Origin of the sequence: Paenibacillus sp. FSL H7-0942 (assembly GCF_045040715.1) — a bacterium.
GTDB classification, from domain to species: domain Bacteria; phylum Bacillota; class Bacilli; order Paenibacillales; family Paenibacillaceae; genus Paenibacillus; species Paenibacillus amylolyticus.
Genome location: NZ_CP150279.1, coordinates 6,591,109 through 6,613,891 on the forward strand (window position 1 = coordinate 6,591,109; position 22,783 = coordinate 6,613,891).

The window sequence follows — 22,783 nt, forward strand, 5'->3', positions numbered from 1 at the left end:
TTTATATCGCCTCCATCTGGGCCTGAATCATCTGATAATATACGCCTTGTCGTGCCAGTAACTCCTGATGTGTTCCCGTCTCTGCCACTGTGCCGCCATCCATGACAATAATTCGATCCATATGTGGCATCCAGTGCAGACGATGGGTAGCCAAAAATACAAGTTTTCCTTCAAATAGCGGCAGCATCGTCTGTTTCAGTTCATACTCTGTTTCCACATCCAGATGTGCTGTCGGTTCATCAAGCAGCAGGATGTTTCGTTTACTAAGCAAAGCTCTTGCTAGCGCCACCCGTTGCTCCTGCCCACCACTGAGCTGTCTACCACCAGCCCCAATAGGCTCATGCAACCCACTGGATAATGAGGTCAGAAGCTTGGTTAATCCAGCTGCGCTAACGGCCTTCGCCACTTCCGCATCCGATGCCTCCGGCATATAGAAACGAACGTTATCGGCCAGGCTTCCACTAAAGATATATGGATGCTGCGGGATAGCTGCTGTCTGTCTTCGCCAGGATTCAAGCATATCCTGTGACACAGGCTGTCCGTTGGCTAATACTTGGCCTGAAGTAGGAAGCTGAAATCCAGCCAATACATCAATCAACGTGGACTTGCCTGCTCCGCTGGTGCCAATAATACCGATTTTGCCAAGACCCGTGATCTGAAATGTGACATCCTTTAGCGAATAAGGACCTTCATCATCATGCCGTACCTGTACATCCGTTAGAGCCAATCTGCTATGCTCATTCCAAGAGAACACTGAGGAAGAAACAAGCTCAGGAGTAGTAGAAACAGAAGCAGAAACAGAAGCAGGAGCAAGATGCCCCGCAGCCGTTTTATCATTCAACACGACACGTATGGTCGAAGTAGCGACTTTCCTTTTACCCAAAGATAATGATGATGCGGATCCCGTCCCATCCTCTGCCATGTCCGCATGCGCAACAACATTTGCATAGGCTTCTTTTTGTTTCTGTTCAGCAGCTTTCCCCCGTTCAATCACTTGGTTGATAGCCGCTCCAGCTTCCTTACCGTCCAATGTGGCATGATAATCAGCGCCGAGCATACGTACAGGCAGGAAATATTCGGGTGCCAAGATCAGTACCGTCAGCGCAGGGCCAAGTAGCATATGCCCTTCTGTCAGACGTAATCCCAGACCAACTGCTACGGAAGCAACGGACAACATCGTAAAGAAATCGAGTGCAAACGAAGAAAGAAAAGCCATGCGCAGAGTAGACATCGTTGCTTTCCGATACCGCTGACTGACCCGCAGAATGGACCCTTCATGTGTTTTGCTCTGTCCCAATGTTTTTAGCGTTTCCAGCCCCCGCAGGGTATCGACAAAATGGTTAGCGAGTGCTTTGTAGGATCTGAATTGTCCGTCTATCTTCCGCTGCGCAGCGAGACCAATCAGAATCATGAACACGATCAGAATCGGGAGTGTCAGCATCAGAATAACCCCGGACATCAGATCCAGCTTGAACACATACAGCAGAATGACGATAGGTGTGAATCCTATGCCCAGCATGCGAGGAATGAATAGTTCAAGATACGTCTTGTATTGAGCTGTCCCCTCACGTGCCAGCGTGACCAGATGGCCTGTGCCCTCCGTCTTCGCATAACGCGGTCCAAGTCTGAACCACTGCTCCACCATCTTTCTGCGCAGATCGGTCCCTGTCCTCTCCGCATATCGCGAAGTCACGAGTTGTAACCAGAAGGATAGGGCGTAGCGGGCGGCAAAAGCAGCCAGGAACAGCAGCAGTATCGGGTACTGCTCCGTTACGGATGAACCTTCAAACAATGCCGTGATGGCCTGTGCCAGCCATTTGGCTTGCATAATGATCGTCATCGCCTGCAACAGTACCAGCGCTGAGGCCAGCGCAAGTACCGGCCGGATGCCCGGCAGCTTCATCAGCCCCCGTCCCATATCAGTACTCCAGGTGGTGCTGCTCGTTCAGACGTTTGCGGAAGATATAATAACTCCAGATCTGATAGCCAAGAACAAACGGTAGCAATGTGCAAGCTACAATGGTCATTACTTTCAATGAATACGCACCCGATGCGGCATTGTATACAGTCAGGTCATATGCCGCCCCAAAGGAACTCACCATCACTCTTGGGAAAAGTCCGATAAAGACCGAGGCAAAGGCAATTGCAATCACTGCCCCTGTCATACCAAAAGCCCAGCCTTCACGCTTCTGACGAACAAAGTATGCCGCAAGTGCAAGCGAAACTGCGCCAAGTACAACCATGATCCAAAGAGCCCAGCCGCGTACGGCGAACACATCGGTCATGAAATACGTCATTAACGCGTAAACAGCGAGCAGTGCAGCCAGCGGCAGCATCAATTTTTGCGCTGTCTTCAAGGCACGCTCTCTGAGATCACCTACTGTTCGTAGTGATGCAAACAGCAATCCATGAACCAGACATAGCAGGGTTACGCTCAAGCCACCAATCACGGTGTACGGATTAACAATATCGAGGACTCCTGCACGCAACTGCATCTCCCCATCAATGGGCAGACCTTTCATCAATGTGGCAAAGACCACGCCGAACAGGAAAGGCAACAGCGCGCTGGAGACAACAATGATGATGTCCCATGTTTTGCGCCAGCGCTGCTGTTTCATTTTACTGCGGAATTCGAAAGCAACTCCGCGGCCAATCAAGGCGAGTAACACCACCACAAGTGGCAGGTAAAAACCACTGAACAACGTGGCATACCAGTGCGGGAAAGCAGCAAACATCGCGCCCCCTGCCGTAATCAGCCATACTTCATTACCATCCCAGAACGGACCGATTGAGTTAATCAGGGTCCGGCGTTCACGATCTGTTTTGGCAATAATGCCTGTAGACATCCCCACACCAAAATCAAAACCTTCCAAAAAGAAGAAACCAACAAACAATACGGCAATCAGCAAAAACCACAACTCACTTAGTGACAACGGAATAACCTCCATCCACGCCGAACGGATCGGCCGATTCATCGTGATCTTCTGGCTTCTCGACCGCAAACGGTCCTGCTTTGATCTCACGTACGAACAGGTATACCATCACGATTCCGAGAACCGTATACGCAGCGGTAAAAGCGATGGTCGAGAACAGGATCATTCCTGCGGATACGTTCGGCGAGACCCCGGCTTCGGTTGTCATATAGCCAAATACTGTCCATGGCTGTCTTCCAACCTCGGTCATAATCCAACCTGACGTATTGGCGATAAACGGCAGGGAGATGGCGAACACCATCAGACGCATAAACCACTTTCCAGCGACCTCTAGCTTCTTACGCATGGCTAGGAATGTACCGTATAGCGCCAATGCAATCATTAAACCACCCGCTGCGATCATAATGCGGAAACTCCAGAATGTTGTCCGTACCGGCGGGATGTAGTCCCCCGGTCCATACGTCTGTTCATACTCAGCTTGAAGCTCCTTCATACCTTTGACACTACCGGAGAACTTGCTGTAGGACAGATAACTGAGCAATCCAGGGATTTTGATCTCACCCGTACTCTCCTGTTTATCCGGGTCAATAAAAGCGACCACCGTCCATGGCGCCGGATCTTCTGTCGTTGTCCATGTGCCCTCACTTGCTGCCATCTTCATCGGCTGTGTCTCCACCAGATATTGCGCCTGGAAGTGACCCGAGAATGCGACGCCGAATGAAGAAACAAGAGCGATAATGATCGCAATATTAAACGATTTGCGGAAAATCTCCACATCCTGCTTTTTCATCAATTTGTAGGCACTGATCCCGGTTACGACGAAGGCCCCTGTCATCAATGCCCCAAAGACTGTATGTGGGAACTCAACGAGAAGCTGACCATTTGTGATGAGTGCAAAAAAATCATTCATCTCGGCTCGACCGTTGTTAATCTCAAACCCAACAGGATGTTGCATAAATGAATTGGCTGCCAGAATCCACAGCGCGGACAGGAATGTGCCGACAAACACCAGCCAGATGCAGGCCAGATGCACTTTTTTGGACAAACGATCCCATCCAAATATCCACAATCCAATAAATGTAGACTCCATAAAAAACGCCAGTAGCGCTTCAATAGCCAGTGGCGCACCGAATACGTCCCCGACAAATCGGGAGTACTCGGACCAGTTCATACCAAACTGGAACTCTTGCAAAATACCTGTGACTACCCCGACGGCAAAGTTAATCAGGAACAGCTTGCCCCAGAACTTGGCCATCGTTTTGTAGATCTCCTTACCCTTAACAACGTACAACGTCTCCATGATTGCAACCAACAGTACAAGACCGATGGATAGCGGGACAAAAAAGAAATGGAAAATCGTTGTAAGTGCATATTGGATACGCGATAACATAATCGGATCCATACCGTTACCCCTTCTTTCTGTTCACTTCGCAGTATGCGTATTTGGCATTGAAGCTGCACCTTCGCTGTCTGTCCGCCAAATACGTTGATGAACGTATTGTGCCAGATTACCTATTTTATACATGTGAGAATTATCACAATCTTCGTCTCTAGAGCAAAAAAAAGTGATCCTGGTCACACAAAAGATAAAATTCAGCCTATTATCACAGCATGCCAACTGCATCTATTCATGGAAGATACTCATGTTTGGGACGGAATGCCCATATGTTAGTCTCAGGCATATCATGCGAAGTACCGTGAGGGCTTTACATATGAAGTGAAAGCATGAAGCACATGCAGAGCGAAGACGCTCCATATTACAGTCAAGGTGAGGTGAACTATTCATGGAAAAACCTGCACCACTACCAGGTGAAGACGCCGAAGCCAGCCTGGATAAGGCCAGTACAACACAGCCCCCTGTCCGGTATGTTCTCTTCCCTCGCAAAGGAGGCTGGTCATCCTTTCCCTATCCCGATATTGCTGCACTGCTGTCGATCGAGGGAGAGGTCTACTATGTCAGCAGCCTGACGCAAACAGAAGATGTACCTCCGGTCATTACCGCCATCTCCCTCCCTGAGGCTGAGCAGCTATTGCTGGAACCTCGCACCGTAGCCGTGGTCGCCCATCCCTACTGGCTAATAGCTACGGCTTCGCTGGAGCCTGAGCTATGTATTGCCCTGCTCCCTGAGCCTGCTGGAAACGAAGCAGAATCTCCGCTATGGGAGAGCAGTATTTCCAAACTGGTCGGCATCGCCGATCTGGTAGGCACATCCTCCGAAACACGTTATATGAAGCTGTTATTCCAAGGCGTACGTGCTATCTGGCTGGGCGGAGAAGACCCTGCACCTGCGGGTACGATGCAAAAGGATGATCTCGAAGTCCCTCTCCGGGACTTCGAACTGCTCTTCTTGCATGCGCTGCGGCAGATCCTGTCAGGCACTCCAGATAGCGTCACCCTGCTTCAATGCAGTGTACGTGCCGACTTCTACCGTCAGCTCCGTGCCAAAGCAGGTGCACATGAGACGATATCCTTTTTGCTGGCAGCCTATGAGTACTTGCTTGAAGATCCGCGGGCCGTCCATTCGTTGCAAGAGGCCTTCACCCATGCGGTCATGAATGGTCGCAGTGATTGTGTGGTCTCCCATTATCGATTCCTGTCTGCCATCCATGCCCGGGCTGGACAGTTGGAGGACGCCCTGCGGGTGTATGGAATTAGTGCAGCAGATGAACAAGAACGGCATCATTATGAACAGTTATGTCGCTGGCTTGAGGCAGGAGAAGATCAACTTGTACGAGCGGAACTACTCCGTATGAACGATGACTACGGAACCGCGCTGCGCATCCTGGACGAACTTGGCGGAGAAACTGCGAGACATTGGAAATTCCGCATCTACCAGGAGACTGGACGTGTGGAAGAAGCACTGGCTCTGGTGCATGCAGTCGATATTCAGGATGATGCCAGTCGCCGGGATTACCAGCAATTATCCGGCAGTGCGCTGGCACTGCGAGGGGAACGACACGGGGCAGTCCGACATTTCCTTGAGACAGCACTGGAGGATGAAGATGCGCTGGCCCGGATTGTCGAGCTGGAGCTGTTGGATCATGCTGTACAGCAATTGCTTGGGGAGGTGCCATGATGCTGGACCCGAAGAAGCGTAGACAACAGTTGAATGGACCAATGGTGCACAGGGATATCCGAACCGAAACCACTTACACGCCAACCGAAACAGTCGATCGAACACATACAGACGCATTGGAAAATGGAGATCACACCCCGGATCATACACAACCAACGCAGGACATCCGAAGCCAAGTGCATCACTGGAATGATTCACAAGGTCAGGCAGAACAGAATGCTGCTGTAACACATGAGGAAACAAGTATATTCAAAGAACCCTTCTCCATTCGTCGGGTTCGCAAAAGCAAAGGCAACAAGCTGACCGCCATGCTCCAGGTTCGCAATGAACGTGGCCGATACCTTGAAGAAGTATTGCATGATCTGAGTGAGTTCGTGGATGAGATCGTCATTGTGGACGATGCCAGCACAGACGGAACACCGGACATATGCAAAGCCTATCCAAAGGTGGTCTGTCTGGAGGTATTGGAGAAACCACTGTTCGCCGAGGAATGGCGACTTCGCAACACCTTGTGGCAAGCGGCTGCGGGAACATGTCCCGACTGGTTGCTCTCGGTTGATGCGGATGAGCTGTACAGCTCAGAGGCCAAGAAAGCCATACGCACTCTGATTAATCAGGAGTATGCGGACTGGTTTGCATTCCGATTCTACGACATGTGGGGTGGCCGGACCCACTACCGGGAAGATGATCTCTGGTCTCTGCACAAACGGCATACCGCTTCACTTGTACGATATATGCCTGGATATCCTTATTTTTATCCACAACAGAATCATCATGTTCCCCGCCTTCCCTTGTCCTGCACGGTATTGCCTGGGGTCAGCACGGAATTGAAGGTTCAACATCTCGGATGGGCAGGCAGCCTGGAGGATCGGGTTCGTAAATATTTGCGTTACAAGCGCATTGATCCTAGCGGTGAGTGGGGCAATCTTGCACACTACGAGTCTATTCTCGATCCGGAACCTCGGCTGATTCCCTGGAAGGAGGGACCGTGAGATGGGCGTGGTGAGTATTCTGACGCATAGTTTCACCGACGGGTACAACCGGGAATTCGGTCGTGTATTTGGTGGTGGACTGGAGCGATATATTCTGGATCTGTGCAGTGTCATCCGAGGACTCGGGCATATTCCCGAAATTCATCAACTGTCCTATTTTGAAGCATTCCAGACTCGGACGGAGCAGATTGACGTATTTGGTTATTCGTACGACATGGATAATGTACCGGAAGCCTTTGACCGGATGGCAGCAGCAGCGCGCGGCCCCGTGATCTATGCCAGCTGTCTGTGGCAACCCATCACCTACAAACCCGGCAGTCTTGGCATCTGTCACGGCATTAACTGGGACCGTCCCGGACTGCCACTGGAGACCAAACAACAAGTCGCGGAACATATTCAACTGGCTCTGGATGGACTCGTGCGCATTGTATCCGTGGATTCCCATTTCCAGACCTTTTGCCGGGCTGCGTGCACCTATACCGATCCAAGGCAGGTTGTCCTGATTCCCAATGCGGTGGATACGTCCTATTTCACACCTGCCCCACCGACACGAACCTTCGAGCAGAAACAGGAAGACGAATGGCTTGTGGCATGGAAGAATGATCTGGCGAGGCATGAAGAAAATATTGGTGCAGTTATATCAGGAGTGCAAGCTGTAGAAGGCAAGGGTGGAACGAGTCGTGATGAAGCAGACAGTGGTAAGGCTAACGGAGATGGAGGTGGGGATACAGATAGCGATCAAGAACGAGAGGAGAAAGGAACGGTAGATCTCCATTTGCAGTTATCAAAACTGGAAGAAGCTGAGGTAGATGGCGAAACGTATAGGTTTGCTCATAATCACCGGAATTCAAAGGATTGGGCTACGGAGATTCTGGTAGAAGCAGATGCTGAGTATCAGGTTAATGGTCCGATTCAGGGACAGGTTGAAAAGAAAACTGTGGATGCCCGTATGACCTCTCCCCGACCAATTCGCATTATCTATCCACGCCGCATCAGCATGGAGCGGGGTATTATTCCAATGATGTTGGCGGCGGATAAACTACTTGGAGCCTTTCCAGATCTGGAGGTTGAATTTGCCGGGGAACTGGTTGAAGGCAGTACAGTCGGGAGAGTCTTTCGTTACTGGCATCGTACTCATCCACATGCGGAGCGAATTAACCAGCGCACGTATGATTTCCGGGATATTCGGGAGGCCTACCATCAGGCAGATATCGCTGTGATTCCAACTGTGTTCTCGGAAGGCACCTCCTATGCCTGTCTGGAAGCGATGAGCTGTGGACTTCCGGTAATTGCCTCCAATGTTGGCGGATTGAATGATCTGATTCAGGATGGTTTTAATGGACTCCTGTTACCTCCTGGTGAGCAGGAACTAACCGCCGCACTGGTACGACTTGTACAGGATCGGGCCGAGCGAGAACGACTGGGAATCTATGCGCGCGAGACTGCACTGTCCTATGATCTTGCCAGGTGGCGGAGCCGGTGGAGCACGGTGTTGGAATCTTTTTTGGCAGAGACAGGATTGAAGGAGGGAATTCGGGGATGATGGATACGCCCAAGGCAACGGAATTCATGGAATCAAGATACATTCGGCAAAGTGACCCTAAAACGGACACACTGGTCTTCCCGCTGCATCCGGCATGGTGGAGCCGTCCCTACGAATATGAATGGGCCCGGCGGTTTGCACGTCCAGACGACGTCGTCCTTGATGCAGCCTGCGGCATCTCCCATCCGTTCAAATTCTGGCTTGCAGAACACTGCCGCGAGGTTCACGCTTGTGACTGGGATGAACGTATTTTGTCTGAAGAGGCGATAAGACTGGATATTGTTTCTGATTTTGGGGAGCAAGCCGCTCAGAATCTGCCAGAATCAACTCTCGCGCGATTGCACCGTGCAAAGGCCAATCTGGCCCAGCTTCCGTACGAGTCGGGTAAGTTTGATCGGGTGTTCTGTATCTCTGTACTGGAGCATCTGGATACAGGCACGATGCTGCGAGCGTTTCGTGAATTCGCTCGGGTGCTGAAACCAAACGGACAGTTAATTGCTACCTTTGATGTGCCCGAGATGCGGCCTGATCTGCTGGAGACAATCATGGCTGTCACCGGATTAACCATTGAAGATAAGCTGAATGTGAAAGAGCCAGACGATGCCATCTGGTCTGATATGTACGGCACGCCGATCCGCTGTTTTCGAGCGGTGATATGCAAAGGTTGAGACTGATTGGGTTGCGTTGAGTTAAATGCAGAGGGGAAAATTGAGGGCTTAAGGGCTCGACCCATTAGCAACGGAACAATACACGGTTCGGGCAATGCTCCGATTACCGGTAGCTCCGTTGCTTTTGCAATTTCAATCGGATGGGCTAGTGCGGGAATATATGGGGATGTAGAGGGGTTGGAGGTTCGGGACTAGAGACTAGAAATAAGAGATTAGAGATTAGTGATTAAAGATTAAAGATTAAAGATTAAAGATTAAAGATTAAAGATTAAAGATTAAAGATTAAAGATTAAAGGAAATTATAGGTGTACCAGTAACATGTTGCACTGGTTGGTGTACTCTTTGGCATAGGCTGCGCTGGGTGCTGTCAGGCGCAGCAGGGTTTGCAGGCCCGGCGTGATTGTCGTCGCCGGGCGACCTGTGGCGGCAGGTTGCCGCGCAGTGAGTTGGGCCGATTTCGCCCATTCACGCGCCAGGCTCTGCCGCCCGGCGAGCAGCGCGAGCGTGCCCGCGAGGACTGCGTGAGCGGTGCGCTCCGAGGCGGGCACTTCGTCCGCGTGGGGCTGCTGCGTGCCGTCAGGCGTGCCGCATAGCGCAAGCAGCCCTTCGCGGACGCTCGCGGGTGCGCGCAGCAACCCGCAGCGTGCCGCAGGCGGAAGCGCTGCAAGCAACGCCAGCGCACCGCGAGGCGGCAGGGCTTGCAGCAGGCGCAGCCATGCGGCCCAGGCGCCTACGCCGGCGAGCGCTTGCGCAGCCGCGAGCACGCCGCCCGGCGCAGGCGCGGTCGGGCCGCCTGGCGCTGCGCCGCGGGGCGGGCTGCACGCCAGGCCGCTGCTGCGGGCCGTGGCCCCGCGCAGCAGCAGCGCCTCGGCGGCGTGGGCCGCGGCGGGCATCGCTGCCTGCTGGCGAGCCGCCGCTCGGGCGTTGCGCCCGCCGGGCTGCTTGTGGCCCAGCGCCCACAGCGCCAGGGTCGCCTCTGGCCCATGCTGCGCTGCGCCGCCCAGGGCTGCAAAGCCGCCCGAGCCGCGGCGTCCTCGCCCAGCTGGGCCAGCGCAAGCCCGGCGGCCAGCGGCTGTGCCCGCAGCGGGCCAGCAAGCGCCGCCGCATGGCGTAGCAGCCAATCCGGCCGATGCGCGGCAAGCGCGGTCGGGATCAACGCTTGCCATGCCGCAGGTGGCAAGCTTACCCGAGCGGCAACGCTGGCGATGGCATGCGGCCGCCCTGTGGCTGCGGCCAACAACAACAGCCGTTGCCATGCAGCCATGCTGCCGGGTTGCAGGACCAACGCCGCCGTGTATGCGGCTTCTGCCTCTGCCCAGCGGCTAGCCCGCTCATATGCCATGCCTTCCAGTGTCAGGCTGCGGTAGGTTCCAGCACCAGAGACTGATGTATACCTGCTGGCTGTAGAAGCAGCTGATTTAGCCTGTTTTAACCAGTTCAAGGCCACATCCTCTCTCCCTTGATCCAGTTCTAGTACAGCACCAAGCTCCAACAAATCCCGGAAATCCTCATACACGGGCGCCCATGCTTCCACCACAGCAAGCGCCCGTTCTGGACTGCCAATCTCTCGCCAGGCGTAAGCCGTTTTCAGCACCAGATCCGAGTGATATCCACACTCCGGCTTAAGCTGTGCCAATAATGGCTGTAACAAACGGAGTGCTTCATCATACTTCGCTTGCTGAAACCATTCTGCGGCCAGAGCATATAACAACTCCGGTTGATCACCCTCCTGATTCAACGCGAAACGAATCAACTGCATATTCCGTGCGCCTTTATTTTTGTCGGTAATCACCTGCTCCAGATATCCGTAATGAATGACTTCAAATCCAGAATGAAGCACACCTTGCGGAGCCAGTGCCATGATGGAAGAAGCAATCTCTTCATGAATTCTGCCCTGAAAGGCAATTCGGGGATCATTTCGGAACAAACGACACACCGCATCCGTCACATGCTCTTCACCGGACACACCCAGCAGACTTGTGACCTGTATCCAGTATCCCCACACGTCATCCCTACTTGCCGCTAACAACCGCATGAGTTCTGTCTTCATCTGAGGGGTCTGTACCCATACCTCATCCGCATCAAGCACCAGAATCCACGGTTTCGTAGCAGCGGCCAGTGACAGATTACGGGCTTCACTGAAATTTCCGTTCCACTCCGTACGAATTACAACGGCCCCATGGAGACGAGCAATTTCAGTTGTATCGTCTACCGAGCCTGTGTCCACAACGATGATCTCATCCACAACATCCCTGACTGCATTCAAGCACCGCTGGAGTGACCCGGCTTCATCCTTCACGATCATACACAAGCTAATCCCTATGCCCATATTCATCACCACCCCTCACCAAAGGAGTTCAGCCGCACCAATTAGCCCGCTGAATTAAGTTGAACTCCCGCTACCTGATCCCTCTCAGCTCTCAAACCCGTCCGCTCCCGGCAACTCCAGCCGAATATGCTGAACGACAGGCCAACAACGGTGCCGCTGTCCATCTGTATGCTGAGCGAACACCTCCAGATGATGGTCCGCAGCACTGACCAATCCTTTCACCAGCCAGCTTGTTCCCGTCAGGGTATCCGAAGCCCCAGGGAACGAATCAATGTCACTCACCTTCCCGTTTTCCTTTTTCCCTTCCATCTCTTTCTCCTTCTCTCCCACTCGAACGCTCTGTTCCACCGATAACCCTTCTCCAGCCAATTGCTGTCGACACATCTGAATCAGGCTATGCAGCTCTTTCCATCTCCCTGACTGTACACATCCTTCCATCATCAGTCCAAGCGCCTGCCAGCCATCATACTCTGTTCCTGCAACCGTTCCGTCTATGCTGGAGTCCATGTCCTTCTTCTTTGTCGCTCTCAGACCAACCGTTCTCCCTGTCTGCACAGCAGATTCCTCATTCGTTCCTTCACCCACCTGCGAACTACGCTTTAACCACAAGGTCAATGGATCATCTCCGTTGGCTTTCTTCCCCTCGATCCACTCCAAACGTTCGAGCCATCGTGCAGACGAGATCGCGAGCAGCCCTTTTTTCCGCTGCACAGGTTCCAATTTCAGACGCGCCTTATTCCATCTTCCCTGTTGGATTTGGAGCATCGCCTCCGCCACAGATAAACGCTCCCTCATCTCTGCAGAGGGTTGTGAGGATATACCCGATAACAATTGCAGAGCCGCATCATAACAACGAGATTGCTCCAGAATACCCAATACTTTGTGTGTGGCCTCTTCCGAACTGAGTGCAAAGCGCTCCCTCACCAGCTCTGGAATCTGATGTTCCTGCCCGGAGACTCGCATAATTCGGAATATCCGATAGAGCGGCGGTAACAGACTCGATTTGGCACGTACCGCTTCCACGTAAGCATCTACCGCACCCTCCAGATCTGCCCTTCCTTCCAGTAATCGTCCTAACGTATACCACGTCTGATAGGTGCCTATTCCTTCTTCCGTATGGTATATGGGTGGAGGTGGTCCCATACGGACAGCTTCACGGAGCGAATATTCTGCCCGATCTGCATCACCCAATGCGTCTGCACATACCCCGCGATGGTGCATCAGATCCGTGTACTCTGGAAAGAGTTCAAGCGCAGCATCGATGCGATCTAATGCCTCCTGCCAGCGATTCAGATGCTGGAGACAACGAACTTCATATTTGAACAGCAAATGCGCGTAACTGGTCACCGCAGGATCAATCCCCATCCGAGCCACACCAAACGTCTCCAACGCCCGCTCCGCTTCCCCCACACGCAGATACTCGACACCCAGATTATAGTGATGGAACGGCTGATCCGGTTCTTCCTCCACTGCCTGTTGCAGCAGGCGAACATTGCGGTTCACCTTATCTTTGCGCTCCACAATCGCCGTCTGATACCCATAATGATGGATGACCATGTCCGTCACATGAAAAGCAGCCTCTGAATTACTACGGCAAATCGCCGCCGCAATCTGCTCATGAATTCGACCTTCGAACCGGTGCTCCGGGGCATTACGGAAGAGACGTAAAACCGGATTCACGGTGACCCCCTGCTGACCCGTACCTGTATAGTTATGAATGTTTAAAAACAATCCGTCACATCCGCTGACCGCCGTCCAGCTCCTGATCTGCTCCCGCGCAGCCCTATCGAGCGCCTCGTCCGCATCAAGAAAGAGAATCCAGTCGCCGGAAGCGCGCTCCAGGCCAGCATTCCGTGCTGCGGCAAAATCTTCGCACCACTCAAATCGCACAACCAACGCGCCATATTGCTGCGCAATCTCCGCGCTGCGATCCGATGAACCGGTGTCCACTACAATAATTTCGTCCACCGCTCCCTGGACACTGGCAAGGCAATGAGGCAGCAACTCTTCCTCATCCTTCACGATCATGCATAGGGAAATTCGTTCCGCTCGCAAGCTGATTCCTCCTTTCCTTTGCATGGAAAAGCGTACGCCAGGGCATACCCTCTGTCGTTCGCAGCCTTTGTTCCAGTGCATTATGTTGTGCAGCGAGTACACCTGAAGAAGGAGATCGAACCAATTCCTGCCGAATCGCCTCCATTGCCAATCGCATGTAACATACAGCTGCTCCAACTCGGGCCTGCCACATATCAGGCTCCCGCTCCAGAGCCTGCTCGAACAGAGACAGCGCTTGATCGTTGTGGCCTTTGGCATACAGCGTTTCACCCAGCCAGAATAACCCTTCGGCATCCAGCTCACTCTCGGTCATGTACTGAATCAGGATGTTCGCGGCTACCATGGTATACCCGTGACGATACAGCAGACTTGCAAACTTTCGCCTTCGAGTTAAAGTCGTTCCCCAATGATCACACATCATCATGGCTCGCAACTCATGCAGTTGCTCAGCAAGTGTGAGCTGTCCTGTCTTTACGGCTTGCTGCACAACCTTCTCTGCTACCATTTCTGCCTGCGGACCCCATTGAATAAGCTTCTGTTCTTGTGACGCAGGTTCCATGCTTCGCGGCTCTTTCGATAGCTGATCCAGCAGTCGATCCATGACCTTCCAAACGTTCTTTTCTTGTGGAAGCGTAGTTGCGAGGAACGCCTCGGATAATCTTAATCCGTTGGCCCAACAAGCCAGTCCCCAATCCATTCTGTGCTCAGCCAGCAGATTGACTTCATACACACACCCCACGCTCCAGTGTTCTTCTGCCAGTTGCAGTGCTTCGGAAACCCTATTCGCACACAACATCCAATGTATTTGATCCGCTACATGGATACGAGCAGTACACGCATCTGTATCCAGTATTTTCAATGCCTGTTCATATGCTCCACAGCCTGTTAGAACATAAATCACCTTCACCAGATGATCCTCATTTGTCACTGCATATGAATGGGGCATTTCACCACAAATCGAATCACCGTGACCCGATTTCTCGATTCCTCTGCATCTGGCGAGCAATGTTTCTGCTATGTTCTCATCCGTTTCACCGGAGTGTTGCAGCACATCTGCCAACCCGGCCCATGCCGGAGCATATGTGAACATGCTGTCCAGAGCCAACCCGTACAGATGTGCAGACTCTTTATAGAATCTCCGTTTCTGAGCAAGTCTTGCCATCGCAGTATAGGCTCTGTAACTGTTAGAACCCGCTTCCGTTACATATGACGCGTCTAACATGCTACCGCCATTACTCTGTCCAACACGGTCCGTTCTCTCCCGGCAATCCGTTGCTCGAGCATACGATTGATATGCACGCTCCTCCAAACCTTGCAGCTCCAACGTCTCTCCATACAACAGGTGCAGATCAGCATAAGATGGATAACGCTGTCTTTCCACAGCCAGAATTGCATGCGCCTCGTTGTAACGTTCCGATCCCACAAGGGTCTTTGCATAATCTCTAACCAGTGTAGGTCGATATGGTGCGAGCAACTCTGTCAGGTGTAATGATTCACTGAACGCTTCAATTGCCTTTTCGACCTCACCAAGCTGGCAATACGTTACTCCCAGATTGTACAGGTGAAAAGGCTGTGCAGGCTCATCTGCGAGTTCCCGCTCAATCAGTTTCAAATTACGTCTTGGCTTATGCTCTTGCGCAATCGTTGAAGCCAGATATCCATCATGAACCAGACATAGTGGAGCAAGCGGTTCAGTTTCGATCAATTGGCTTTGTTCTCCTGTACAGGTCTCGCTCTTATCCATATCACCAGCCACTTCTTGGCTTGGGCCACTACGAACCAATTGCTCATGAATACGCCCCTTGTATCGATATCCTTGATGAGCACGGAATAATCTCACCGGCTGGGAGATTACCCTCTCTTCCACCCCTTCACCGTATCGATTCTCTATGGTAATACGTAATCTTGAAATGCTTTTATGGACTTTAGGTAAATAATTCAGCAGTTCTTCCAATCCCTGCGTAACGTACTCATCCGCATCCAAACACAGGACCCATTCCGTGCTCGCCAGAGGCAGACTGATATTTCGTGCATGGGCAAAGTCATCTTGCCAGCAGGCGTGCAACACCGTTGCTCCGTACGTTCTGGCGATCTCGGGTGTACGGTCAGATGAGCCGGTATCAGTGATAAAACATTCCGTGCTGATATACTTCAAGCTGTCGAAACAGCGGGGCAGGTGATGTTCTTCATTTTGCACAATCATATGAATTCCAAGTAAACGGTTCTTCAAATGCAACCACCTCCAATACAAAAAAGTACATGAAGTCCACCAAAGGAACTCCATGTACCTATATGACAAATAAATGGGTTATGTGCCTTGTCCATTGAAGAACACATCAATCGTGCTTGGTGCGCCGATTAGGCTGGAGCGGTAGGAAAGACGCGTGTATTTGAGAAAACGCTGCGGTACCAATACATCGACTGACCCTGACAAAATGCCCGTTACCGTCGTTACATCCGTGTACCAGTTCGTTCCGTTGGCGCTAATCTCAACAAGAGCATCTACCCGGTTTACACCCGGCCCCCGGTTATATACAAAGAAAGAATACGTGCCAAATACACTGGTCGTAACCGCCGGGAGCGCTGTGAAGGTGTTGGCGGTCGGGGTGCTTATGAGTTGGGACTCCTGAAAACTCTTCTGTGAAATGGACGTCACACTGCTAAGTGTTCCCGCGGTAATTGTAGCACCCAGCACGCTGGTGATTGTACCATTTAGCAGGTTTGTCAACGTCCCCGCAGTTACCGTTGCGCCAAGTACGCTTGTAATGGTTCCGTTCAATAAGTTTGTCAGTGTTCCGGCGGTAATCGTTGCTCCCAATACACTCGTGATCGTACCATTCAGCAAGTTCGTCAACGTCCCCGCTGTTACCGTTGCACCAAGTACACTGGTAATGGTTCCGTTCAACAGGTTCGTCAGTGTTCCTGCGGTTATTGTCGCTCCGAGTATACCTGTGATGGTACCTGCTGTAATCGTGGCTCCGAGCACACTCGTAATCGTTCCCGCCGTAATCGTCGCTCCCAATACACTTGTAATCGTACCATTCAGCAAGTTTGTCAATGTTCCTGCGGTCACCGTGGCTCCGAGCACACTCGTGATCGTTCCGGCGGTAATCGTTGCTCCCAATACACTTGTAATCGTACCATTCAGCAAGTTTGTCAGTGTTCCGGCGGTCACCGTGGCCCCGAGCACACTCGTGATCGTTCCGGCGGTAATCGTTGCTCCCAATACACTTGTAATCGTACCATTCAGCAAGTTCGTCAGCGTTCCGGCGGTCACCGTGGCTCCGAGCACACTCGTGATTGTACCGTTCAACAAGTTTGTCAGCGTTCCTGCTGTTACGGTTGCCCCGAGTACACTTGTAATCGTTCCCGCCGTGATCGTTGCTCCTAATACACTTGTGATCGTACCATTCAGCAAATTCGTCAATGTACCTGCTGTTACTGTGGCTCCAAGCACACTGGTAATCGTACCTGCTGTGATCGTCGCTCCAAGTACACTCGTGATCGTTCCGTTCAGAATGTTGGTAATGGTTCCGGCGTTAATTGTAACCGTGGTCAGACCTGAGATGTTACTGATCGTTCCGTCCAAAATAATACCAACCACGTTCCCGCTTGTATCCGTTCTGACAGGCTGGGCTGTGCCTGTACTATCCTGACCAAAAATCAACGTTCTCAGATTATCCGGATTCGTATTAAACGTTGTAAAGTTAGGCATGTGTCTCGTCCTCCTCCCTGGTCAAATCTGTGAGATCATACTCCCTTATGGCATACGCTGCGCCTGAAAGTAAACATCGAGCCGGGTCGGCTGATCCGGTTCAACGGATCGAATTGCAAGCCGGGTATAGTGCAAAAATCGCAATGGTACCAGCGCTTTGGTCTGGCCTCCCGCGACCACCTCCTGGCTGTCCACAGCATAATCCACGGCATTGGGGCTGATCTGGATCTGTACAATAGCCGGATGTTTGCCCCGATTCACAACGCCATAGGTACACATGCTGAGTGATGAGGTGTCTTGTGCCGGGAGTGAATCCATGCTGCTACTGGTTTCGGCTCCGACATACGTATGCTCTGTAAAACAATGAATAGCACCAGGGAGTTTCGTACGTGAGGAAGCACCCTGCTTGAACCGGGGACGAGTAATCCGGGAACAAGGGGGTTTCAGCAATTTAGCGCGGCAGGAATGACGGGAGCGACGGCGACTGACATATTTAGTTGGTTGCTTCGTTCTCTTCTTGCTTTGCTTCGCTGTTCGACTCATCTCGATTTCCCCTTAAAAAATGTGCTTACGCATCGTATGCCCGGATTGGATATACGGGCACGGCAACCGCCGTTATTTCCAGATATACGGCTCAGTCCCCAATCCATTTGCTTCTTTTCACATACACTGCAAGTACAATGAAATGCGAATCAAGAGGCACCCTTCGTAATCAAAAGCGGACTTTTTGAACAACCTCTATAAGTTAATCTGGTCTATGGGAGGTGGATGAGATGACCAACTATAATGTATTCAACCAATCTAATCGTCCCCTGTTTACTCAACTGACCAATACCTTCTCAGCCCCGGGCATTGAAGCGTCACCAGACAGCGGTGCAGCTGCTGCAGGCAGTTTTTTTGCCCTGACGACCAACAATACCTTAATTCCTTCCAACCAGAGTCTTCTTCTACAGATCCTGAATGCGGCCGGCAGCGGCCGAACAATACGTATATCCAGCCTCACAGGAGGCACAACAGCGGCAGCTACTCTTGTTATCTATTCAGGAGGAACCGTGACTGCTGGTAGCACGCCAGTGCCCGTCAATACGTTACTTGGAAATACCAATGCCAGTGTAGTTACCACAAGACAAAATACCGGTACCCTGGGGGGAACCTTCACGAGCATTGCAAGTATTCCGCTCACTGCAGGAATGTATTCACTGGGTCTGAATGGCTCAATTATTGTTCCACCGGGACAAACATTATCCATTAGCGTAGGCACGGGGAATCAGACTGCAGCCATTAATCTGTTCTGGTGGGAATTCTGAGTTTGATCCTGATAAAAGGAGGTGCACACTGTGCCAAATAATAATGTATTCAACCCGTTAAGCCAGCCCGTCTATACGTCCAACACCAACACGTATATTTCTCCCGGCATTGTTGCACCTCCGGAGAATAATGCTGGCAGTACAGGCAATCTGTACAATGCAGGTTCCACCAACTCCACAACACTGGGGTTGCTGGGAGGAACGGTGATCGCCACCGTACAATTGGCCAATCCAGCAGGGAGTGGGAAAACCCTATACGTATCACGACTCTCCGGCGGAATCACGGTATCACTCAATCTGTTATCTTCCTTCAGTGGTTCCATGAGTCTGAGCGCTAATGGAACACTGACATCGCCTACCACACTCACGCCAGTAAACAGCAATCTTTCCAGCAGCAATACCAGCGTAGCCACGGTACGCTTCTCTGCTGCTACACCTTCAGGAGCGACGCCATTGATGGCTATGCCCCTTCAAGCAGGGCCGTTTCTGTCCAATGAATTTGGCCGTTACGTGGTTCCTCCGGGTCAAGCGATTAACCTCTCTGTCAGCGGATCACTTTCGGTTGGTGGGCTGATGGCCTCCACTGCTTATTTTGCTTGGTGGGAAGTATGATTCGTTCAATATATAACATTCTAGGATAGCAAACGGCCGACAGACATTAAAAAGAACCGGCATATGCCAGTTCTCGCCATGTTTTAATCTCTTTAGTGTCTATCTTTCTTATTTCCCTAAAAGCATATGGATTTGTACTTCGAAGATCGAACCATCAAAAAAGCACTCTATCATAATCCGTTACCTCTACCGATTGTTCAGCACAGAGCATAATGAATTGCTCCCACTCCGGTTTTAATAAGTTATCTACACTTATACCTTCTAAGTAGTTACGAGAATGTAATGGCCACCTAATGTGGCGGCGACACGTAAAAATTCATGCTTGCAGTGTGTTATATTCTCACGGACATAAAATCGATTCATTTAAGATCAAAAAGAGCACCCGTATGGATGCTCTCTAAGAATGAGTAAAACGATGATTTATTATTCAATGCACTTCTTTCTTTTTGTCCATTTCAGCCCATACTAGATAAATAATTCCTAGACATAGTGCAATTATTTCTGGGACAAAAGAAAAGGATCTAGTAACTGACAAAGCGTACTCAAACATACCCTCACCTAAAACATTATCTTTGCGGCCCATAATTGCCGCAACAATAAAATGTGTACTATTTCTCGAAATAAACAATATGGCAGAGATGACAAGGAGGGTAATACCAGCTGCCCGTTTATTCATATAATCATTCCTCCTTGGTATCAATAGATTTGTTTTAATTCGGAACTGTATCAGTTTCCATTATTACATAGAGCCCATCAGGCAATCCTGCATTTCCTTTTTTCGCGATATAAACGTCTAGAAAATATGTCTCATCAGTTATTTTCACATTGGTCTTACCATCGAAGTTCCATAGTTCTTCATACATTGTACCAAAAGAATTACTCATGTTGGGAGTATATTGCATCCATGAGTATTTTTTTGGAGGTATTGGTTGAGCAATTGAATCAGTGTTAGAGTATGAGTTGCTCCACGATGCCCCTACTGATACCCCTGCAGTAAATGCTTTTTTTGTATGAGAAGCGGATAAACTAACGTTACTCGTAAAGGATTGTGAAGCCGCAAAGGAGATAGTTCTAGTGGCAGTTTGTGTCCCAGAATTATAAACCGGAACGGAAATTCTGCGAGCTAAATTTTGCCGATACACTGTAGGTACGAAGCCAGCCTGAACGTATCTACTTCGATCAATCAAAGCAAATGGTGTAATCAAATCATCATCATTAGAACGACTCTTTAAATCCCCAATATTAATTCTATTAGTCATAATACTTTTCTGTGCCTCTAAAAGTTGTTGTTTTTCCTCATTTTCCTTTATTAAAAGATCATACTGCTCAGTATTAAGCTCTTTTTTCACCCCATCTTCAACGATAAATGCTCTTGATACATTAGACTCGGCCGAGACTGTATTTTCAGTTTCAGCAAAAGCAGCTGAGCTGGTACCTCCTACCAGTGCTACTACTAAAGACAGAATTACAGGAAACTTCAACTTCAACTTCATTTTTCACTTTCCCCTCTCTTAGGTTTATTTACGTACAACCAAATACAATTAATGTATTAAATGTATCTGATTATAATAAGAACACCTTATCTCAGTGTAAAGTTATGGAATTTTATAAAAAAATAATAATTTATTATCCATATGAGAAAATAACATCCATATTTATAGGTTTCCACACCAGATCCAAGATATAATCACTAAAAAAATACCGATGAGGATCACCGTTTCTTTGAATATTCAAGCTCAATCAGAACAACACGTACTCTTCATCTAAGAATAGTTTTGGGAATTGATCTCTCACTTTTTCTTCCTTAGAATTTACAATCATTTTATAAGAAAATAGTTGAGCCTCACTGCTCCAGGGTTTAGTAACCTATAATTCACGGATTCTTTCCTCTTATTCATGTTCAGGATAAGGAACTATATCAGGATCAAGTAATGCATCATCAATTCCTAAAATATTGAAGATACGCTTGTCGTATCTTATTTACATGTAAGTTCGCTTCTCTCGGCTTTGGTAAAACCATGATTATCTCCTCACTCTTTTATGGTAGGAACAGCTAGCTATTAAGAGAGCCCCAAGTTTTAATACGGCTAGTTGTCTGACTGTGGATACAATGATGTTAGGAATCGGGTCAAAGCTGTCAGGCCGATTCCTGCGGAATGTTCTCTTTGGCTTCCGTTATGAGAGGCTGTTTCCTCTCCCATAAGATACGTTGTAGCAGTATGCCGGCAAGACCAATTACCAGCGTAGCGAGACCGATATATTGAAAGGTGGGGCTCGGCCCCGCAACTCGAATGAGCGCTCCACCTGCAAGTGGAGCTACAACCAGTACAACACTGGATAACGAGTTTTGAATGCCAAAGACGCGCCCTACATAGGCAGAAGGGGTCTCTTTTTGCAACAAATAATTCAGTGTTACCATAAAGAGTCCATTACCCAGCCCAATGCAGAGGCCCCAGATAATGACCCAAATTTCGGGTGTTTGTGGGCCGATCCACCCCAGCGCAGCGATTCCAGCACCCACGAACAGATATCCTCCACCCAGTCCCCACCCATACCCAATTCTAGGCAAGCGATTTAACAACAAAATGATGAAAACTGCCCCGGCTCCTGCCGAAGACCCCAACCATCCGAGCAGTGATTCATTACCTGGCTTGATCTCCCGAAACAGAGTCGTAAACTGATAATCAATCATCAGAATGGCCATGAGTCCAAAACAGCCGAACAAAATCGTACTCAGCACGGTGCGACTGCTCTGTATAAAACGCCAGCCTTGCTTCCACTGGGAGAACAAAGATTCCGATCCATCTTTTTCACTAGCAGCACTTCCATCTGATTCAACGGACTCCGACTTCTCCATCAAACGCCGCAAGGGCCATAATACCGCACCTGACAATAATCGGGTACAAGCATTAATGACAATACAGATTTGTGGTGAAAAGAAGGCCAAAATGACTGCACCTAGAAGTGGTCCCGCCACTTTCGAACACTGGCTCACAAAACCGTTTAGGGACGATGCCTGAAACAGATGCTCCTCTGCCACCACCTGGCGGGTTAACGCCTGCTGAGCTGGAACGTGGAACACTCCCATCATGGCCCGCAGGGCAAGAAGTGGAAGCAGCCAAGCCGGGCTTGGTGCGAATAAAATAGCAACTGTTAATCCCACGGTGATCACGTCACACAAGATCATGATCTTTACTTTGTGCAGTCGATCAGCCAGAGCACCTGCAAAGGAGCCCAGCAGTATGCCTGGGACAGCCATACATACAGGAATAAGGGCAATGATCAGCGGATCGGCGCCCCAGCGGTAGGCCACCATCACCTGGATGGCAAGTGCATCGAACCAATCTCCAAACGTAGCCAGTGAGTATGCGATAAACATGCGGACAAACTGGAGGTTAGTCCATAAGCTTTTGGAAGATTCCGCAGATGAGGCGGGTGATTCGGTGGATTCATTGGATGTGGGTTCATTTGAAATGACGGTCATACATGTACTTCCTCCCTTGATTACAGCCGTTAGCGGTCTGTATGTTCCTTGGCTGTAATCATAAGGGT

General features: G+C 50.3%; 18 protein-coding genes. 6 read left to right on the forward strand and 12 right to left on the reverse strand.

Features of this window, described 5'->3' with window-relative positions; genetic code table 11:
* Position 1: 1 nt before the first annotated feature.
* Genes cydD through MHI48_RS28855 form a run of 3 tightly spaced genes read right to left on the reverse strand, consistent with a single transcriptional unit; the run spans position 2 to position 4,335 of the window.
* Positions 2 to 1,918: a thiol reductant ABC exporter subunit CydD gene (gene cydD, locus MHI48_RS28845; RefSeq protein ID WP_076329264.1), complete on the reverse strand. Its 1,917-nt coding sequence runs from the start codon at positions 1,916 to 1,918 to the stop codon at positions 2 to 4.
* Between the two features lies 1 nt (position 1,919).
* On the reverse strand, positions 1,920 to 2,975 hold the full coding sequence (gene cydB, locus MHI48_RS28850; RefSeq protein ID WP_405142488.1) for a cytochrome d ubiquinol oxidase subunit II: 1,056 nt from the start codon (positions 2,973 to 2,975) through the stop codon (positions 1,920 to 1,922).
* Entirely contained in the window at positions 2,920 to 4,335 is a 1,416-nt protein-coding gene (locus tag MHI48_RS28855) for a cytochrome ubiquinol oxidase subunit I (RefSeq protein ID WP_253503991.1), read from the reverse strand. The genes cydB and MHI48_RS28855 overlap by 56 nt, the downstream gene beginning before the upstream one ends.
* A gap of 382 nt (positions 4,336 to 4,717) precedes the next feature.
* Here MHI48_RS28855 and MHI48_RS28860 point away from each other — a divergent pair, with 382 nt between their 5' ends.
* Genes MHI48_RS28860 through MHI48_RS28875 form a run of 4 tightly spaced genes read left to right on the forward strand, consistent with a single transcriptional unit; the run spans position 4,718 to position 9,213 of the window.
* Positions 4,718 to 6,010: a tetratricopeptide repeat protein gene (locus tag MHI48_RS28860; protein ID WP_405142490.1), complete on the forward strand. Its 1,293-nt coding sequence runs from the start codon at positions 4,718 to 4,720 to the stop codon at positions 6,008 to 6,010.
* Positions 6,007 to 7,002, forward strand: a complete 996-nt coding sequence (locus MHI48_RS28865) for a glycosyltransferase (protein WP_405142492.1) — start codon at positions 6,007 to 6,009, stop codon at positions 7,000 to 7,002. Before MHI48_RS28860 ends, MHI48_RS28865 begins: the two co-directional genes overlap by 4 nt.
* Position 7,003: 1 nt before the next feature.
* A complete protein-coding gene (locus tag MHI48_RS28870) occupies positions 7,004 to 8,545 on the forward strand; it encodes a glycosyltransferase (RefSeq protein WP_405142494.1) in 1,542 nt (513 codons plus the stop codon).
* On the forward strand, positions 8,542 to 9,213 hold the full coding sequence (locus MHI48_RS28875; RefSeq protein WP_405142496.1) for a class I SAM-dependent methyltransferase: 672 nt from the start codon (positions 8,542 to 8,544) through the stop codon (positions 9,211 to 9,213). The genes MHI48_RS28870 and MHI48_RS28875 overlap by 4 nt, the downstream gene beginning before the upstream one ends.
* A 299-nt stretch (positions 9,214 to 9,512) precedes the next feature.
* Here MHI48_RS28875 and MHI48_RS28880 read toward each other — a convergent pair whose 3' ends face one another.
* The 6 genes from MHI48_RS28880 to MHI48_RS28905 all read right to left on the reverse strand — a co-directional run bounded on the left by MHI48_RS28880 (position 9,513) and on the right by MHI48_RS28905 (position 17,855).
* Complete coding sequence (locus tag MHI48_RS28880; RefSeq protein ID WP_405142498.1) at positions 9,513 to 9,977, reverse strand: hypothetical protein; 465 nt, start codon at positions 9,975 to 9,977, stop codon at positions 9,513 to 9,515.
* On the reverse strand, positions 9,944 to 11,542 hold the full coding sequence (locus tag MHI48_RS28885) for a glycosyltransferase (protein WP_405142500.1): 1,599 nt from the start codon (positions 11,540 to 11,542) through the stop codon (positions 9,944 to 9,946). Before MHI48_RS28885 ends, MHI48_RS28880 begins: the two co-directional genes overlap by 34 nt.
* 84 nt (positions 11,543 to 11,626) lie before the next feature.
* A complete protein-coding gene (locus MHI48_RS28890; protein ID WP_405142502.1) occupies positions 11,627 to 13,597 on the reverse strand; it encodes a glycosyltransferase in 1,971 nt (656 codons plus the stop codon).
* Positions 13,554 to 15,827 (reverse strand): glycosyltransferase, encoded by a 2,274-nt coding sequence (locus tag MHI48_RS28895; RefSeq protein ID WP_405142504.1) that lies wholly within the window; start codon positions 15,825 to 15,827, stop codon positions 13,554 to 13,556. Before MHI48_RS28895 ends, MHI48_RS28890 begins: the two co-directional genes overlap by 44 nt.
* Before the next feature lie 78 nt (positions 15,828 to 15,905).
* Positions 15,906 to 17,312 carry a DUF6385 domain-containing protein gene (locus tag MHI48_RS28900; RefSeq protein WP_405142506.1) on the reverse strand — a complete coding sequence of 469 codons (1,407 nt, stop codon included), beginning with the start codon at positions 17,310 to 17,312 and terminating at the stop codon, positions 15,906 to 15,908.
* Positions 17,313 to 17,357: 45 nt separating this feature from the next.
* Entirely contained in the window at positions 17,358 to 17,855 is a 498-nt protein-coding gene (locus MHI48_RS28905) for a DUF6385 domain-containing protein (RefSeq protein WP_405142508.1), read from the reverse strand.
* A gap of 230 nt (positions 17,856 to 18,085) precedes the next feature.
* Here MHI48_RS28905 and MHI48_RS28910 point away from each other — a divergent pair, with 230 nt between their 5' ends.
* The gene (locus tag MHI48_RS28910; RefSeq protein ID WP_036671587.1) at positions 18,086 to 18,619 is read left to right on the forward strand and encodes a hypothetical protein; all 534 of its coding nucleotides are present in this window, start codon (positions 18,086 to 18,088) and stop codon (positions 18,617 to 18,619) included.
* Positions 18,620 to 18,649: 30 nt separating this feature from the next.
* On the forward strand, positions 18,650 to 19,231 hold the full coding sequence (locus MHI48_RS28915; RefSeq protein WP_100528247.1) for a hypothetical protein: 582 nt from the start codon (positions 18,650 to 18,652) through the stop codon (positions 19,229 to 19,231).
* Between the two features lie 427 nt (positions 19,232 to 19,658).
* On the opposite strand, the gene MHI48_RS28920 is transcribed toward MHI48_RS28915, so the two are convergent.
* The 3 genes from MHI48_RS28920 to MHI48_RS28930 form a co-directional block, all read right to left on the reverse strand.
* A complete protein-coding gene (locus MHI48_RS28920; protein WP_221819765.1) occupies positions 19,659 to 19,907 on the reverse strand; it encodes a hypothetical protein in 249 nt (82 codons plus the stop codon).
* A gap of 34 nt (positions 19,908 to 19,941) precedes the next feature.
* A complete protein-coding gene (locus tag MHI48_RS28925) occupies positions 19,942 to 20,724 on the reverse strand; it encodes a hypothetical protein (protein WP_076320090.1) in 783 nt (260 codons plus the stop codon).
* A 644-nt stretch (positions 20,725 to 21,368) separates the two neighbouring features.
* The gene (locus MHI48_RS28930; RefSeq protein WP_405142511.1) at positions 21,369 to 22,715 is read right to left on the reverse strand and encodes an MFS transporter; all 1,347 of its coding nucleotides are present in this window, start codon (positions 22,713 to 22,715) and stop codon (positions 21,369 to 21,371) included.
* Positions 22,716 to 22,783 lie beyond the last annotated feature (68 nt).

What these genes read in the sequence shown, in the direction of transcription:
- cydD (WP_076329264.1), bottom strand. Translation starts at nt 1,918, where the DNA reads ATGGGACGGGGGCTGATGAAGCTGCCGGGCATCCGGCCGGTACTTGCG.
- cydB (WP_405142488.1), bottom strand. Translation starts at nt 2,975, where the DNA reads ATGAATCGGCCGATCCGTTCGGCGTGGATGGAGGTTATTCCGTTGTCA.
- MHI48_RS28855 (WP_253503991.1), bottom strand. Translation starts at nt 4,335, where the DNA reads ATGGATCCGATTATGTTATCGCGTATCCAATATGCACTTACAACGATT.
- MHI48_RS28860 (WP_405142490.1), top strand. Translation starts at nt 4,718, where the DNA reads ATGGAAAAACCTGCACCACTACCAGGTGAAGACGCCGAAGCCAGCCTG.
- MHI48_RS28865 (WP_405142492.1), top strand. Translation starts at nt 6,007, where the DNA reads ATGATGCTGGACCCGAAGAAGCGTAGACAACAGTTGAATGGACCAATG.
- MHI48_RS28870 (WP_405142494.1), top strand. Translation starts at nt 7,004, where the DNA reads ATGGGCGTGGTGAGTATTCTGACGCATAGTTTCACCGACGGGTACAAC.
- MHI48_RS28875 (WP_405142496.1), top strand. Translation starts at nt 8,542, where the DNA reads ATGATGGATACGCCCAAGGCAACGGAATTCATGGAATCAAGATACATT.
- MHI48_RS28885 (WP_405142500.1), bottom strand. Translation starts at nt 11,542, where the DNA reads ATGGGCATAGGGATTAGCTTGTGTATGATCGTGAAGGATGAAGCCGGG.
- MHI48_RS28900 (WP_405142506.1), bottom strand. Translation starts at nt 17,312, where the DNA reads ATGCCTAACTTTACAACGTTTAATACGAATCCGGATAATCTGAGAACG.
- MHI48_RS28905 (WP_405142508.1), bottom strand. Translation starts at nt 17,855, where the DNA reads ATGAGTCGAACAGCGAAGCAAAGCAAGAAGAGAACGAAGCAACCAACT.
- MHI48_RS28910 (WP_036671587.1), top strand. Translation starts at nt 18,086, where the DNA reads ATGACCAACTATAATGTATTCAACCAATCTAATCGTCCCCTGTTTACT.
- MHI48_RS28920 (WP_221819765.1), bottom strand. Translation starts at nt 19,907, where the DNA reads ATGAATAAACGGGCAGCTGGTATTACCCTCCTTGTCATCTCTGCCATA.
- MHI48_RS28925 (WP_076320090.1), bottom strand. Translation starts at nt 20,724, where the DNA reads ATGAAGTTGAAGTTGAAGTTTCCTGTAATTCTGTCTTTAGTAGTAGCA.
- MHI48_RS28930 (WP_405142511.1), bottom strand. Translation starts at nt 22,715, where the DNA reads ATGACCGTCATTTCAAATGAACCCACATCCAATGAATCCACCGAATCA.